Annotated in this window: 14 protein-coding genes; 11 read left to right on the top strand and 3 right to left on the bottom strand. The window is 61.4% G+C overall.

Annotated elements, in window-relative coordinates; translation table 11 throughout:
• Positions 1-82: 82 nt before the first annotated feature.
• The 11 genes from VJ698_RS23760 (at position 83) to fliR (ending at position 8,250) form a co-directional block, all read left to right on the top strand.
• Positions 83-730 (top strand): flagellar assembly protein FliH, encoded by a 648-nt coding sequence (locus VJ698_RS23760; protein ID WP_324105298.1) that lies wholly within the window; start codon positions 83-85, stop codon positions 728-730.
• Positions 727-2,127: a flagellar protein export ATPase FliI gene (gene fliI, locus VJ698_RS23755; protein WP_324105297.1), complete on the top strand. Its 1,401-nt coding sequence runs from the start codon at positions 727-729 to the stop codon at positions 2,125-2,127. Before VJ698_RS23760 ends, fliI begins: the two co-directional genes overlap by 4 nt.
• 29 nt (positions 2,128-2,156) lie before the next feature.
• Positions 2,157-2,597: a flagellar export protein FliJ gene (gene fliJ, locus VJ698_RS23750; protein ID WP_324105296.1), complete on the top strand. Its 441-nt coding sequence runs from the start codon at positions 2,157-2,159 to the stop codon at positions 2,595-2,597.
• Positions 2,598-2,603: 6 nt separating this feature from the next.
• The gene (locus tag VJ698_RS23745; protein ID WP_324105295.1) at positions 2,604-3,872 is read left to right on the top strand and encodes a flagellar hook-length control protein FliK; all 1,269 of its coding nucleotides are present in this window, start codon (positions 2,604-2,606) and stop codon (positions 3,870-3,872) included.
• A gap of 139 nt (positions 3,873-4,011) precedes the next feature.
• Positions 4,012-4,542 carry a flagellar basal body-associated protein FliL gene (fliL, locus tag VJ698_RS23740; RefSeq protein ID WP_324105294.1) on the top strand — a complete coding sequence of 177 codons (531 nt, stop codon included), beginning with the start codon at positions 4,012-4,014 and terminating at the stop codon, positions 4,540-4,542.
• A 10-nt stretch (positions 4,543-4,552) separates the two neighbouring features.
• Positions 4,553-5,554, top strand: a complete 1,002-nt coding sequence (gene fliM, locus VJ698_RS23735) for a flagellar motor switch protein FliM (protein WP_324105293.1) — start codon at positions 4,553-4,555, stop codon at positions 5,552-5,554.
• The gene (gene fliN, locus VJ698_RS23730) at positions 5,547-5,966 is read left to right on the top strand and encodes a flagellar motor switch protein FliN (protein ID WP_324105292.1); all 420 of its coding nucleotides are present in this window, start codon (positions 5,547-5,549) and stop codon (positions 5,964-5,966) included. The genes fliM and fliN overlap by 8 nt, the downstream gene beginning before the upstream one ends.
• The gene (fliO, locus tag VJ698_RS23725; RefSeq protein WP_324105291.1) at positions 5,963-6,373 is read left to right on the top strand and encodes a flagellar biosynthetic protein FliO; all 411 of its coding nucleotides are present in this window, start codon (positions 5,963-5,965) and stop codon (positions 6,371-6,373) included. The genes fliN and fliO overlap by 4 nt, the downstream gene beginning before the upstream one ends.
• Entirely contained in the window at positions 6,360-7,145 is a 786-nt protein-coding gene (gene fliP, locus VJ698_RS23720; protein WP_324105290.1) for a flagellar type III secretion system pore protein FliP, read from the top strand. Before fliO ends, fliP begins: the two co-directional genes overlap by 14 nt.
• A gap of 9 nt (positions 7,146-7,154) precedes the next feature.
• Entirely contained in the window at positions 7,155-7,424 is a 270-nt protein-coding gene (fliQ, locus tag VJ698_RS23715) for a flagellar biosynthesis protein FliQ (RefSeq protein ID WP_324105289.1), read from the top strand.
• 49 nt (positions 7,425-7,473) lie between these two features.
• Positions 7,474-8,250 carry a flagellar biosynthetic protein FliR gene (fliR, locus tag VJ698_RS23710; protein ID WP_324105288.1) on the top strand — a complete coding sequence of 259 codons (777 nt, stop codon included), beginning with the start codon at positions 7,474-7,476 and terminating at the stop codon, positions 8,248-8,250.
• Between the two features lie 44 nt (positions 8,251-8,294).
• Here the strand turns inward: fliR and flgL are convergent, their stop codons facing one another.
• From flgL to flgJ, 3 genes are all read right to left on the bottom strand, one after another.
• Positions 8,295-9,515: a flagellar hook-associated protein FlgL gene (gene flgL, locus VJ698_RS23705; protein WP_324105287.1), complete on the bottom strand. Its 1,221-nt coding sequence runs from the start codon at positions 9,513-9,515 to the stop codon at positions 8,295-8,297.
• An 18-nt stretch (positions 9,516-9,533) separates the two neighbouring features.
• The gene (gene flgK, locus VJ698_RS23700) at positions 9,534-11,705 is read right to left on the bottom strand and encodes a flagellar hook-associated protein FlgK (RefSeq protein ID WP_324105286.1); all 2,172 of its coding nucleotides are present in this window, start codon (positions 11,703-11,705) and stop codon (positions 9,534-9,536) included.
• Between the two features lie 95 nt (positions 11,706-11,800).
• On the bottom strand, positions 11,801-12,652 hold the full coding sequence (flgJ, locus tag VJ698_RS23695; protein ID WP_324105285.1) for a flagellar assembly peptidoglycan hydrolase FlgJ: 852 nt from the start codon (positions 12,650-12,652) through the stop codon (positions 11,801-11,803).
• Positions 12,653-12,654 lie beyond the last annotated feature (2 nt).

Genomic DNA, 12,654 nt, shown 5'->3' with positions numbered 1-12,654 from the left:
GTAGCCGGATGAACTGCCCGTTGCGCGAGTCCGATCTCATCTTGTCCGCGCCATCAATCTACGCTGAATGCGAGACTTGAACATGAGCTCCAACGCCATACCCAAAGAACAGTTATCCGCTTATCAGCGCTGGGAACTGGCCTCGTTCGGGGACGATCGCCCGAGCGCAATGCAAAATACGCAGGCCAACGCGAAGCTCGTCGCGGAACAGCTTGCCAAACAGCGCGAGGAAGCGCGCCTCCAGGGCTACGAGGAAGGTTTTGCGCAGGGCCAGGCGGCCGGCCTCGCATCCGGGCAGGCCGAGGCAGCGCGCGAACTCACGGCGCTGCGGCAGCTTGCCGATAACTTCGCGGCTGAAGTTTCGCGCGCCAGCGAGAACGTTGCCGATGACATGCTGAACCTGTCACTCGACGTGGCAAAGGCGATGCTGAAGACGGCATTGAAAATCAGGCCCGAACTAGTGCTCGCCATCGTCGGCGAAGCCATCCGCTATCTGCCCAGCCTGCAACAGCCTGCCCTCCTGGTACTGCATCCACAGGATGCGGAAATCGTACGAAGCCACATGGCCGACGAGCTGGGCAAAGCTGGCTGGCGCATCGCTGAAGACATCCAGATGGAGCGCGGTGGCTGCCGTGTCGAAACGGCGAGCAACCAGATCGAGGCCACGCCCGCTATACGCTGGCAACGCATTACCGACGCGCTGGGCAAGCAATCGGACTGGCTGGAATGACAAGCGCCCACACCACGCGCTGGCAATCCTATTTGCGCGACTGCCGGTCGCTGGTATCGATCCCGGAGCCGATGCAGGTGTCCGGCCGCGTGACGCGTGTGGCAGGCCTCGTCATGGAAGCCGTCGGCTTGCGTCTCGCCGTCGGCAGCGCCTGCACCGTTCCCCTTCCCAGCGGCGCGCGCATCGAAGCAGAAGTGGTCGGCTTTGAAAATGACAGGCTGTTCCTCATGCCGCAGAGCGATGTGGAAGGCATCGTACCCGGCACGCGCGTCTTCCCGGTTGAAGTCGTGCAGAGCCTGCCGCGCCCCGGCACCGTCGATCATCCTCGGCGCCGGCCGAGCGACCGTGGACGCCATCTGCCTGTGGGCGAGGAACTGCTCGGCCGAGTGCTTGACGGCGCCGGCCGACCGCTGGACAGTCTCGGCCCGCTCAATACCGTGCACGCCGCGCCGCTTAATGTGCGCGCGGCCAATCCGCTGACACGCGCGCCGATCACGGACATTCTCGATGTCGGCGTGCGCGCCATCAACAGCATGCTCACGGTCGGTCGCGGGCAACGCATGGGCCTGTTCGCCGGCTCCGGCGTCGGCAAGAGCGTGCTGCTCGGCATGATGGCGCGCTACACCGGCGCGGACGTGATCGTGGTCGGCCTGATCGGCGAACGCGGACGGGAAGTGAAAGAATTCATCGAGCAGATCCTTGGCACGGCCGGACTGGCGCGCTCCGTCGTAGTCGCCGCGCCGGCCGACACGCCGCCGCTCATGCGACTGCAAGGTGCGGCCTACGCGCACTCGATCGCCGAATACTTCCGCGACCAGGGCAAGAGCGTGCTGCTGATCATGGATTCGCTCACGCGTTACGCCATGGCGCAGCGCGAAATCGCACTGGCGATCGGCGAACCGCCGGCGACCAAGGGCTATCCGCCGTCCGTGTTTGCCAAACTGCCAACACTGGTGGAGCGCGCCGGCAACGGCCGCGTCGGCGGCGGCTCCATCACCGCCTTCTATACCGTGCTGACCGAAGGCGATGACCAGCAGGATCCGATCGCCGATTCGGCGCGCGCGATCCTGGATGGTCACATCGTCCTCAACCGTACGCTGGCGGACGCCGGCCATTACCCGGCGATCGATGTCGAACAGTCAATTAGCCGCGCGATGCACAACATCACCAGCGACGACCACCAGCGCCTGACGCGCCAGCTGAAGCAGTTGTATTCCCGCTACCAGCGCAATCGCGACCTCATCAGTGTCGGCGCCTACAGCCCCGGCTCCGATCCGGTGCTCGACCAGGCCATCGCGCTGCATCCGAGGATCGAAGCCTTCCTGCAGCAAGGGATCATGGAGCGGTCGGGCATTCAGGAGAGCTTGGGGCAACTTGCCGCGCTATTCAATGGATAGGCTGGAAAAACCCCGACCTATAATGAATCATGGCATCACCTTCCGCACTCGATACGCTTATCGAACTGGCAACGAACCAGACCGACGACGCCGCCAAGCGTCTCGGTCAGGCGATTCGCGCGTGTGAGGACACCGAGCAGAAACTTGCCATGCTGCTGCAATATCGCGAGGACTATGAAGCGCGACTGAAAGCAGGCATGGCAGCCGGCATGAGCGCCGCGGGGTATCGCAATTTCCAGCTCTTCCTGGAGAAGCTCGATACCGCGATCGCCGGCCAGCAGCAGATCGTGAATGCGGCGAAGCAGCGCATCACCAGCGAGCGTTCCACATGGCAGTCGTGCGAGCGCAAGCGCATCTCCTACGACACGCTCGCAACGCGCGTAGAGCAGGCGGAGTTGCGCAAGGAGAGCAGGCGTGACCAGAAGTTGATGGACGAATACGCAACCCGGCAGGCAAATTACAAACGGTAGGCAGACATGCAGACATCCCAGGTCACGAATCCGGTCAACATGCTGACCAACCCCGCGCCGCCGACGAAGCAGCCGGAATCCGGCTCGTCTTCCCAGCCCTTTGGCCAAGTGTTGTCGCGCGAAGTGGCGAACCGCCACGAGGCCGCTACGGCACCGGCACGCTCCGACTCGGGATCGGGCAATACGGCCGCTGCCGCAAATGCTTCGAAGAGCGATCCGAAACAGGCGAACGACGCCAAGGCAACCGATGACGACAGCACGGCCGCTGACGCGGCCGCTGCCGACGAGTCCGCGAACGCCACGACGCTGCCCGATGAAATGCTCGCCCTTGTCGCGAACTTTGCGCAAATGGCAAAGCCGGCCGCGAAGGCCGACGGCAAGGTGGCAGGCTCTGCAAAAGATGTCGCAGCCGCGACCGATTCTGCACCCGCACTGGCTACTGTTGCGGCTGCGGGCACGCAAGGTGCTGCATCGTCCATTGATGCCATGATGTCTGGGCAGGCGACCGACGCCGCGCAACGTCTTGCCACCATCGACAAGCCCGGCTCCGCCAAACATGACACTTCCCTCTCCTCAGTAACGGACAAGGCTGGACACACGCGTGCTCGACCGGAGCATGGTGCCGCAAAAGCGGGTGATCATGCGTCGATTCCCGCTGCGACCGAAACCGCAGGCAGCGGAAAGGATGCGGTACGCGGTACCACGGCAGCGACCGCCGCAGCAGCGGCAGCGGACTTCAAGAGCGAGATGAAGGAATCGCTAGCCACGATCACGAACGGCATCCAGCAGATCCAGGCGGCCGCCGTCCAGCCGCCCCAGCCGGTGGCGATCCAGGCAGCGGAACAGCTGTCGCCGCGTGTCGGAACCCCGGCATGGGACCAGGCGCTGGGTCAGAAGATTGTCTGGATGGTCGCGGGCGATCAGCAGAGCGCTTCACTCACTCTCAACCCGCCGGACCTAGGACCGCTGCAGGTCGTGCTCAACGTCACGAATTCGCAGGCGGATGCCACCTTCATCGCCGCACAGCCGGAAGTGCGCCAGGCATTGGAGGCGGCCATGCCGAAACTGCGCGACATGCTCGGCGAGGCCGGCATCCAGCTCGGCCAGGCAACGGTCAACAGCGGCTCGGCGAATCAGCAGAACACGCCTGGCCAGCATCATGCGCAGTCCTCGCACCACATCGACCAGGCAGACACCCGCGGCGACACGGCGGTCCGCACTAGCCGCGTGCAACCCGCGGTTTCCCGACAGGGGATGGTGGATACCTTCGTGTAAGCGATGGCGTAGGAAGAGTTTTGCCGTGGTCCGCGCGCCGCGCGGAAGCGCGGATTTGCATTGACTTCATCCCTCTTTTCGAAGCATCCTGACGATAGTTTTTCCGGATAATCTGTAACCAGTCGGACAGAGGACAAAGATGGCAACAGCCCAGAAAGCAAACCCGAAAGTCGTGCCCATCGCCGAAGGATCGGCGGAGGCCGACGCAGGCGCCCCCAAGAAATCAAAGAAGAAGCTTTTCCTCCTGCTCGGGATTGCGCTGCTCCTGCTTGGCGGCGGCGCTGGCGCGGCCTGGTACTTCATGGGTTCGAAGTCGGAGTCGGCGGCGGAGGCGCACAAGGCCGAGCCGCCCAAGCCGCCGGTCTTCGTGAACATGGATCCGTTTACGGTGAACCTGCAGCATGAAAACGGCGACCAGTACCTGCAGGTCGCGTTCACCTTGCAAGTCGCAGACGAGGCGCAGGTGGAACTGCTCAAGCTCTACACGCCGCTGGTGCGAAGCCGCATCCTGCTGCTGCTGTCCACCAAGAAGCCGTCGGAACTCGCGACCGAGGAAGGCAAGAAGAAACTGCAGGATGAAATCATCGCCAAGGTGAAGCAGCCATTCACGCCGCAAAGCCCGCCGCAAGCGGTCACGGGTGTGTTCTTCACCTCCTTCGTCATTCAGTAACACCAAGCTTATGGCAGACAATTTCCTTTCCCAGGAAGAAGTCGATGCCCTGCTGAAGGGCGTCACCGGCGACCAGGACGAAAGCGCCGCGCCGGAAGACGATTCGGGGATACGTCCGTACAACCTGGCCACGCAGGAGCGCATCGTCCGTGGCCGGATGCCGACGCTGGAAATCATCAATGAGCGCTTCGCGCGCCTGCTGCGCATCGGCCTGTTCAACTTCCTGCATCGCAGCGCCGAAGTCTCGATCGGCCCGGTGCGCGTGCACAAGTACAGCGAATTCATCCGCAACCTGGTGGTGCCGACCAACCTCAACCTGGTCCACATGAAGCCGCTGCGCGGCACGGCGTTGATGGTGTTCGACCCGAACCTCGTGTTCCTGCTGGTGGACAACCTGTTTGGCGGTGACGGACGCTTCCACACGCGCGTCGAAGGCCGCGACTTCACGCAGACCGAGCAGCGCATCATCCAGCGCATCCTCGGCATCGTGTTCGAGACCTATGCGAAGTCATGGGAGCCGGTCTATCCGGTCGAGTTCGAATACGTGCGCTCCGAGATGAACACGCAGTTCGCGAATATCGCAACCCCGAATGAAGTGGTGGTCGCCACGACGTTCACCATCGAACTCGGTCCGGTCAGCGGCGAGATGCATTTCTGCACGCCCTACTCGATGATCGAGCCGATCCGCGACATCCTGACCAGCAGCCTGCAAGGCGAAACGCTGGAGATGGACAAGCGCTGGGTGCGCCTGATGACGCAGCAGATCCAGACCGCGGAAGTGCAGCTGGTTGCCGACCTCGGCACCGCGCGCTCGACGCTGGGCGACATTCTGAACATGAAGGTGGGCGACATCATTCCTATCGCGATCACGGACACGATCGCCGCCAAGGTGGACGGCGTGCCGGTGATGGAATGCAGTTATGGAAAATTCAACGGTCAGTATGCCTTGCGCGTGGAGAAGCTCCTGACCTACAGCACCAACGATTTCACGCAAGGAGAAGACCATGGCTGACGAAAACGATTCCCAGGCGACAGCCGACGACGATTGGGGTGCGGCTTTCGCCGAGCAGGCGGCGGCCGAACAGGCGGCGGTGCAGAAGCAGCAGGCCGCTGCAGCGATGTTCCAGGATTTTTCCGGCGGCAGCGTCAAGACCGGCACGCACAATGACATCGACTTCATTCTCGATATTCCGGTGCAGCTCACCGTGGAGCTGGGGCGTACAAAGATCGCCATCAAGAACCTGCTGCAACTCGCGCAGGGCTCGGTGGTGGAACTCGACGGCCTGGCCGGCGAACCGATGGACGTGCTCGTCAACGGCTGCCTGATCGCGCAGGGCGAGGTCGTGGTGGTGAACGACAAGTTCGGCATCCGCCTCACCGACATCATCACGCCGTCCGAACGAATCCGAAAACTGAACAAATGATGCGTCTGAGCCTCCTCCCGGCATTGCTGCTCGCCGCGCCAGTCCATGCCGCCGAACAGTCGCCCGCTTCAGCCAGCGGCCTGCTGCAGGTGTCACTTGGATTGGCCGTCGTCCTTGCGCTGATGGCCGGCGCGGCGTGGATTCTCAAACGCATCGGCGTGGCCGGCGCCGGCGGCAACAATGTCGTGAAAGTCGTCGGCGGCGTGAGCGTCGGCAATCGCGAGCGCGTCATCGTAGTGGAAGTGGCCGACCAATGGATCGTGGTAGGCGTCGCCCCTGGTCGAGTGAATGCACTGTCCACCCTGCCGCGCCAGGACATCTCCGCTGCACCGGCAGACATGCCGGGCACCACCAGCTTCGCCGCGTGGCTCAAGCAAACCGTAGAAAAACGCAATGGGCATCAATAACAGTTTTCACCGCAGCCTTGCGTCTCCCGTAGCAAAGACATTCATACGACTGCTCCCCCTGGCCCTGGCCGCCCTGCCGCTTGCTGCATCCGCGCAGGTTGGTCTGCCGGCGTTCACCAGCACGCCCGGCCCTGGCGGCGCGCAAACCTACTCGCTCAGCCTGCAGACCCTGATCCTGCTCACCGGCCTGTCGCTGCTGCCGGCGGTGCTGCTGATGATGACCAGCTTCACACGCATCATCATCGTGCTCTCGCTGCTGCGCCAGGCGCTCGGCACACAGACCGCGCCGCCCAACCAGGTGCTGATCGGCCTCTCGCTCTTCCTGACCCTGTTCGTGATGGGTCCGGTGTTCGACAAGATCTACACCGATGCCTACCAGCCGCTCTCGGAAAACAAGATCACCATGTCGCAGGCGATGGAGCGCGGCGCCGTGCCGCTGAAGAGCTTCATGATGAAGCAGACGCGCCAGGCCGACCTTGCGCTGTACGTCAAGCTGTCCAACACGCCGCAATTGAACGGGCCGGAGGACGTGTCCCTGCGCGTGCTGATCCCGGCATTCATCACCAGCGAACTGAAGACAGCCTTCCAGATCAGCTTTGCCATCTTCATTCCCTTTTTGATCATCGACATGGTGGTTGCCAGTATCCTGATGTCGATGGGCATGATGATGATGTCGCCTGCGATCGTGTCGCTCCCCTTCAAGCTGATGCTGTTCGTGCTGGTGGATGGCTGGCAGTTGCTGATCGGCTCGCTGGCGCAAAGTTTCTATTGAGGATGAACCATGACACCGGAAAGCGTGATGACCATCGGCCGCCAGGCCATTGAAGTGACCCTGATGGTGTCGGCACCGATGCTTCTGGTGGCGCTGGTGGTCGGCCTGATCGTCAGCATCTTCCAGGCGGCCACGCAGATCAATGAAATGACGCTGTCGTTCATTCCCAAGCTGATCGGTGTGTTCGTCGCCCTGATCGTGGCCGGGCCATGGATGCTGTCCATCATGCTCGATTTCATGCGGCAGATGTTTTCCAGCATTCCGGGCATGGTGGGGTGAGCGGCGCTGCGTCCGTCATTGAGCGCGGAATACACTACGGCCTTCCTGCATGATCACCTTCAGCAGCGCCGAGCTCTACGCCCTGATCACGTCATTCATCTGGCCGTTGACTCGCATACTCGGATTGATCACGACAGCTCCCCTCTACGGCAACGCCAGCGTGCCTGTCACGGTGAAGATTGGAATCGGCGTGATGCTGTCGCTGGTGATCGCGCCGATCATACCGCCGATACCCGCGATGGATCCGATGTCGCTTCCCGGCCTGTTGATCCTCGCCCAGCAGCTCATCATCGGGCTGGCGATGGGCTTCAGCATGCGGATCGTCTTTTCCACCGTGGAACTGGGCGGCGAAGTAGCCGGCTTGACCATGGGCTTCGGTTTCGCGACCTTTTTTGACCCGCAAACCCGTGGACGCTCGTCGGCCATCAGCCAGTTCCTTGCGCTGTTGATGCTGATGCTTTTCCTGGCGACCAATACGCACCTGCTTCTGCTCTCGACTCTGGCGGAGAGTTTCACGACGTTGCCGATCTCGGCGACGCCGCTCGGCGGCAAGAGTCTGAAGCAAGTCGTGGATTGGGGAAGCTTGATATTCAGCGCCGGCCTGCAATTGTCCCTGCCGATCATCGCCGCACTGCTGATCACGAACATCGCCTTGGGCATTCTTACCCGCGCCGCGCCGCAACTGAACCTGTTCGGCATCGGGTTTCCGATCACGCTGGGCGTGGGCTTCATCATCATCGGCCTTGTACTGCCCTATCTGGCAACGCCGATTGACCGCTTGTTCAATGAAAGCGTGGAATTCATCCGGCAAATTGCCAGACCGTGACAACCGGATCATGCCCGTTCGCCGAAGCGAATCGGTACAGACCGTCAACCATTGATGTAGTTGAACAGCGACATGCCCGCCACCTTGGCGAACGATTGCTGGGCAGCCTGCAAGGCATTCTGCTGTTTCATCAGGTTCGAAATGCCCTGAACGTAATCCAGATCCTGCAGTTGGGATAGCGATTGCGTGTACTGCACATCCATGTCGTCGCCCATGTTATCCAGGGAATCGATTTCCTTCAGACTCGCGCCGACCGACGCACGCGCGGTCAGAACATGATCCAGCGCATTGTCGACATTTCCGTTCGCGACGCTCAATCCATACGCCAGGTTGTTGCGGCTGGTGGTATCCGAGGCTGGGGTCTGCAAGGCTGTGATCAGGTTTTTCAGCGTGGTGAAGATGCTTTGCTTTCCGTTGGGCTGTACAGTGAACGAGTCATTATTGTTCGGTGTGCCGCTGACGGAGAATTGCAAACCGTCAAAGATGATCGGTTGGCCGCTCGTGTAAGCATTGCCCGTGGAAAGCGTCACCGGCGTGCTCTGGTCGGTCGTATCAACCACGTTGTACGTCGTCGTCGGCCCGGTGACAGTGAAGTTGATGCTGTAGCTATGTCCGGCTTTTACCTTCGAGGCATCAAGGACCGTCCCCGTGGAGATGGTGCCGTTGCCGCCGTTACCGGAGCTCGCGGATGCGAACAGGCCAGTGCTGTTGATTTGCTCGAACAAGGCATTACCATTGTCTGCGACCTCGATCTGGCGTCCCGAAGCCACCTGCATCTGGCGCGATCCCTGGTCGCCCGCGTACTGCGCGCCGGTCGCGCTCGACGTAAACGGCTGCGTCGATGTCATGTAACCGGAAAAAAGATAGTTTCCCGCCCCATCCTTGCTGTTGGCGAAGCCGACCAGCTCGTCGAGAGTCCCCTGCAATTCGGTCGCAATGTAACCTCGCTGGGTATCGTCGAGCGCGCCGCCACCTGCTTCGACGATTCGCACCTTCACGTCCTGCAGCAACGACGTCACATTCTGCAAGGCGCCTTCCGTCGCCGAGAGCGAGTCCTTGGCATTGCGCCGATTGACGGCATATTGGGAATTGATTGCCTGCGAATTCGTCACATCCAGTGCGCGCGCCGATGCCACGGGATCGTCCGCGGGCGTGAGTATCCTGCGGCCGGTCGATACCTGTTGCTGCGTATTCGCCAAGCTCGTCTGCAACTCGCCCATGCGGGCCGTGCCCTTATCGAAAATAGTGGAAGTACTGATACGCATGTTTTCCGACTCCCGGGCTTACTGGCCCAACGTTAACAGCAGGTCAAACAACTGGCCCGCGGTCTGCATGACTTTTGCCGCCGCCTGATAGGCTTGCTGGTAGCGCATCATGTTCGCGGCTTCCTCATCCAGGTTGACGCCGGATTCGGACTGCTGGGCCTCGACCGACTGCGCCAGTAGCTTGTCCGCGGAACTGCTGGTGACCTCCAGTTCCTTGGTCTTGTTGCCGACTTGCGCAACCATGGAAGTATAGGCAGTCTGATAGGTGTTGCCGCCAGCCAGCGTCTTCGCGGTTTGAAGCGATGCCAGTTGCAGCGCGTTGCGATTGTCGCCTACGCCGCTGCTGTTCGGGCTGATCGTGAACTGGTCGCCATCGGCCGGTGCGCCCGAGATGGTAAAGCTGACGCCGCCGAAACTGATCGTATCGCCGTCCTTGTACGGAACCGATGCCGCCGGAGATGCGCCGGCGACAACCTGTTTGGTTCCGTCCGCATGGACGATCGTGACGTCTTCATAGGCGGGGAATCCGGTGAACGAACCGCTTGCAAAGGTAAGCGTGGTCGACGTCGGCGAATTGAACGTGAAGGTACCGTTGGCCGTGGTCGGGAAAGTCACCGGAACGCCATCAATGCTGAGCGAATCGCCCGTCGCGAACGGGATATTCGTTGAACCGGGGGGATAAACCGTCGTCGTCGCGCCGCTCTTTACCGTGATCGGTGCCGTCGAGGGCGTCATGCTGGTAATCTGGCCCGCCGTCGCATCATAGGTAAGCTTCACACCCGAGGGCAGCAATCCCGTGGAATTCACGGTACCTGCGCTGATCTTGCCGCTTCCAGTGTTGGCGCTGCCCACCGCGGCCCGCATTGGCGTCGCCGCAGCGATCTGCGCTATGTCGTTAACCTTCACGCTGAATCCCGTTGCGGCCGCTACTGTCGGTTGCACCAGGAACTCGTCGCCACTGGCCATGGTGCCGGTCGGATTGGCGAAGGTGATGCCGTCGATGGTTTGCGGGAAGCCCGCGAATTTCGTCGTCTGGCCGTCGGAGACACGCGTCACGAGGTAGTCGACGCCGGGGCCGCCAGTGCCGTTGATGCGTTGCACACGGTAGTTGCTAGTGGTCAGCTGGCTTGCGTCGACGATGGTTGCCGTCACCGTTGCTGCACTCGTGTTGGCGCTGCTGGCGTTGACGACAGGCGCCCCTGCCGTAAAGAACGCACCACCCAGTGCACCGTTCTTGTCCTGCCCTAATTCATGTTGCGCATTGAACGACATCGCCATGCCGATCGCCATCTGCCCAAGCGAATTTCGTGCGGGAGTCAGCGAATTATTTCGAAAGTCCAGCAAGCCACCCAGATTGCCCCCAGGGAGACTCGAATCGGCCAGGATGCTCGTCTTGCCGTTCGACGTGTATGCCACCTGGATCTTGCTCGGATCCGTCAACGATGCCGCCGGCGAAAGACTGAACACCTGCGTGCCAACCGTCAGTGCCTGGCCATTGCCGATAAAGACGTTGTAGCTGTTGCCCTGCTTGACGACGGAGACGTTGATTTCCTTGCTCAGCTCGGAAATGATCTGGTCGCGCTGGTCGAGCAGATCGTTCGCCGGCTTGTTTTCGCCCGATGTTCCCTGCGCCTTTTCGATCGAGTCGTTGAGGGATGCGATCTGCTGCGCGTAACTGTTGATGAGCTTGACGCTCGTCGTGATCTGGTCGTTCACACCCTGGCTCAATTGATCGAGCCGATCACCGACGGACTGAAAACGCGCAGCCAGCGCATTCGCCGATGACAACATCGCCTGGCGCGAAGCGTCGGAGCTCGGATTGGAAGCCACGTCCTGCACGCCATTGAAGAAATCCTGCACAGCCGATGCCACGCCTGCGGTCGGATCCGCCAGCATATTGTCGATCTGCTGGATCTGCGAGTAGTAGGTCGACAGGGCGCTCGAAGAAACCTGCGCCGACACAACCTGGTTGCTCAGGTACTCGTTATAGACGCGCTTGACGGTGGTGACTTCGGTCCCCTTGCCGACGAAGCCGGAACCGATATCCTGCCCGCCCGCCGTGCTTTGCACGATGACCTGCCGGCTGTAGCCGGGCGTATTGACGTTGGCGATATTGTGGCCGGTCGTCTGCAGGCCGATCTGCGCGGCATTCAGCGCGCTTTGGCCAACCCCAAGGATGCTCGTGCCCATGATATGTTCTTTTCCACCGGTCTATCGATAACTTCATCAACGGCAGCGTGCGCCCAAACTTGAGCGTGCGGCCAATGATCTTTGTCAATTCATTGTCATGTCGACAATGAATGCGTGATGATGCGTGTCAGTTTTGCCGCATAGTTCGGATCGGTCGCATAACCCGCCCGCTGCAGGCCCTGCGCGAATCCCTCCACGTCCTGGCCACTGGCCAGCACACCCTGATAGCGCGGGTTGCTGCGCAGGAGATTGGCGTAGTCGCGGAATGCATCTGCGTAGGAATCGTAGGCGCGGAATTTCTCCACCTTGGTCTGCGGTTCGCCGTTGACGTACTCGGTCGTTGTCGCTTCGACCACTTTTCCCTTCCAGCCGCCGGTCGCTTTGATGCCGAACAGGTTGTGGCTGCTGCTGCCGTCGGCGTTGATGATCTCGCGCCGGCCCCAGCCGCTTTCCAGCGCAGCCTGGCCGAGCATGAACTTGGCTGGTATGCCGGTGGCGCGGCTGGCCTCTTCCGCATGCGGTTCGAGGCGTTCGCGGAATTCCTTGATGTTGGCCGGTTGCGAGGATGGTGTGCGCATGGTGCCGGACACCGCGCCCGCTGCCGAAGGCGTTGAACCATCCGCGCCCGAAGCGGACATGTTGCCAACCTTGCCAGACAGTTGCCGGAACAAGGCATCAGCCAGTCCGATGCCACGGCTTGCCATGGTCTGGCTGAGCTGCTGGTCGAGCATGCCGGTGTACATGCGCGTCTGTTCGTTGTCGAACATGCCGTCTTGTGGCGTCGCCTCGCGCATGCTCTTGAGCATCATGTTCATGAACAGTGCTTCGAACTGCGTGGCGGCCGTCTTCAGCGCCTCCGGCGAATTTGCCTTCGCTGCCTGGCGCAGCTCGTTCATGTCCTTGACATCGATCGCGAGCTTGCCGGTAAGGCCGGTGGGGTTGATCATGG

The sequence above is a fragment of the Noviherbaspirillum sp. genome (assembly GCF_035254685.1).
Lineage (GTDB): Bacteria > Pseudomonadota > Gammaproteobacteria > Burkholderiales > Burkholderiaceae_D > Noviherbaspirillum.
Note: the sequence above shows the minus strand (reverse complement) of the source record. Positions and strands in the feature narration are given on the sequence as shown.

Excerpts from the sequence above, each read along its gene's own strand:
- fliP (WP_324105290.1), top strand. The coding sequence starts at position 6,360 with ATGGGCATCAATAACAGTTTTCACCGCAGCCTTGCGTCTCCCGTAGCA.
- fliQ (WP_324105289.1), top strand. The coding sequence starts at position 7,155 with ATGACACCGGAAAGCGTGATGACCATCGGCCGCCAGGCCATTGAAGTG.
- VJ698_RS23745 (WP_324105295.1), top strand. The coding sequence starts at position 2,604 with ATGCAGACATCCCAGGTCACGAATCCGGTCAACATGCTGACCAACCCC.
- fliO (WP_324105291.1), top strand. The coding sequence starts at position 5,963 with ATGATGCGTCTGAGCCTCCTCCCGGCATTGCTGCTCGCCGCGCCAGTC.
- flgJ (WP_324105285.1), bottom strand. The coding sequence starts at position 12,652 with ATGATCAACCCCACCGGCCTTACCGGCAAGCTCGCGATCGATGTCAAG.
- flgK (WP_324105286.1), bottom strand. The coding sequence starts at position 11,705 with ATGGGCACGAGCATCCTTGGGGTTGGCCAAAGCGCGCTGAATGCCGCG.
- fliI (WP_324105297.1), top strand. The coding sequence starts at position 727 with ATGACAAGCGCCCACACCACGCGCTGGCAATCCTATTTGCGCGACTGC.
- fliJ (WP_324105296.1), top strand. The coding sequence starts at position 2,157 with ATGGCATCACCTTCCGCACTCGATACGCTTATCGAACTGGCAACGAAC.
- fliR (WP_324105288.1), top strand. The coding sequence starts at position 7,474 with ATGATCACCTTCAGCAGCGCCGAGCTCTACGCCCTGATCACGTCATTC.
- fliN (WP_324105292.1), top strand. The coding sequence starts at position 5,547 with ATGGCTGACGAAAACGATTCCCAGGCGACAGCCGACGACGATTGGGGT.
- fliM (WP_324105293.1), top strand. The coding sequence starts at position 4,553 with ATGGCAGACAATTTCCTTTCCCAGGAAGAAGTCGATGCCCTGCTGAAG.
- fliL (WP_324105294.1), top strand. The coding sequence starts at position 4,012 with ATGGCAACAGCCCAGAAAGCAAACCCGAAAGTCGTGCCCATCGCCGAA.
- VJ698_RS23760 (WP_324105298.1), top strand. The coding sequence starts at position 83 with ATGAGCTCCAACGCCATACCCAAAGAACAGTTATCCGCTTATCAGCGC.
- flgL (WP_324105287.1), bottom strand. The coding sequence starts at position 9,515 with ATGCGTATCAGTACTTCCACTATTTTCGATAAGGGCACGGCCCGCATG.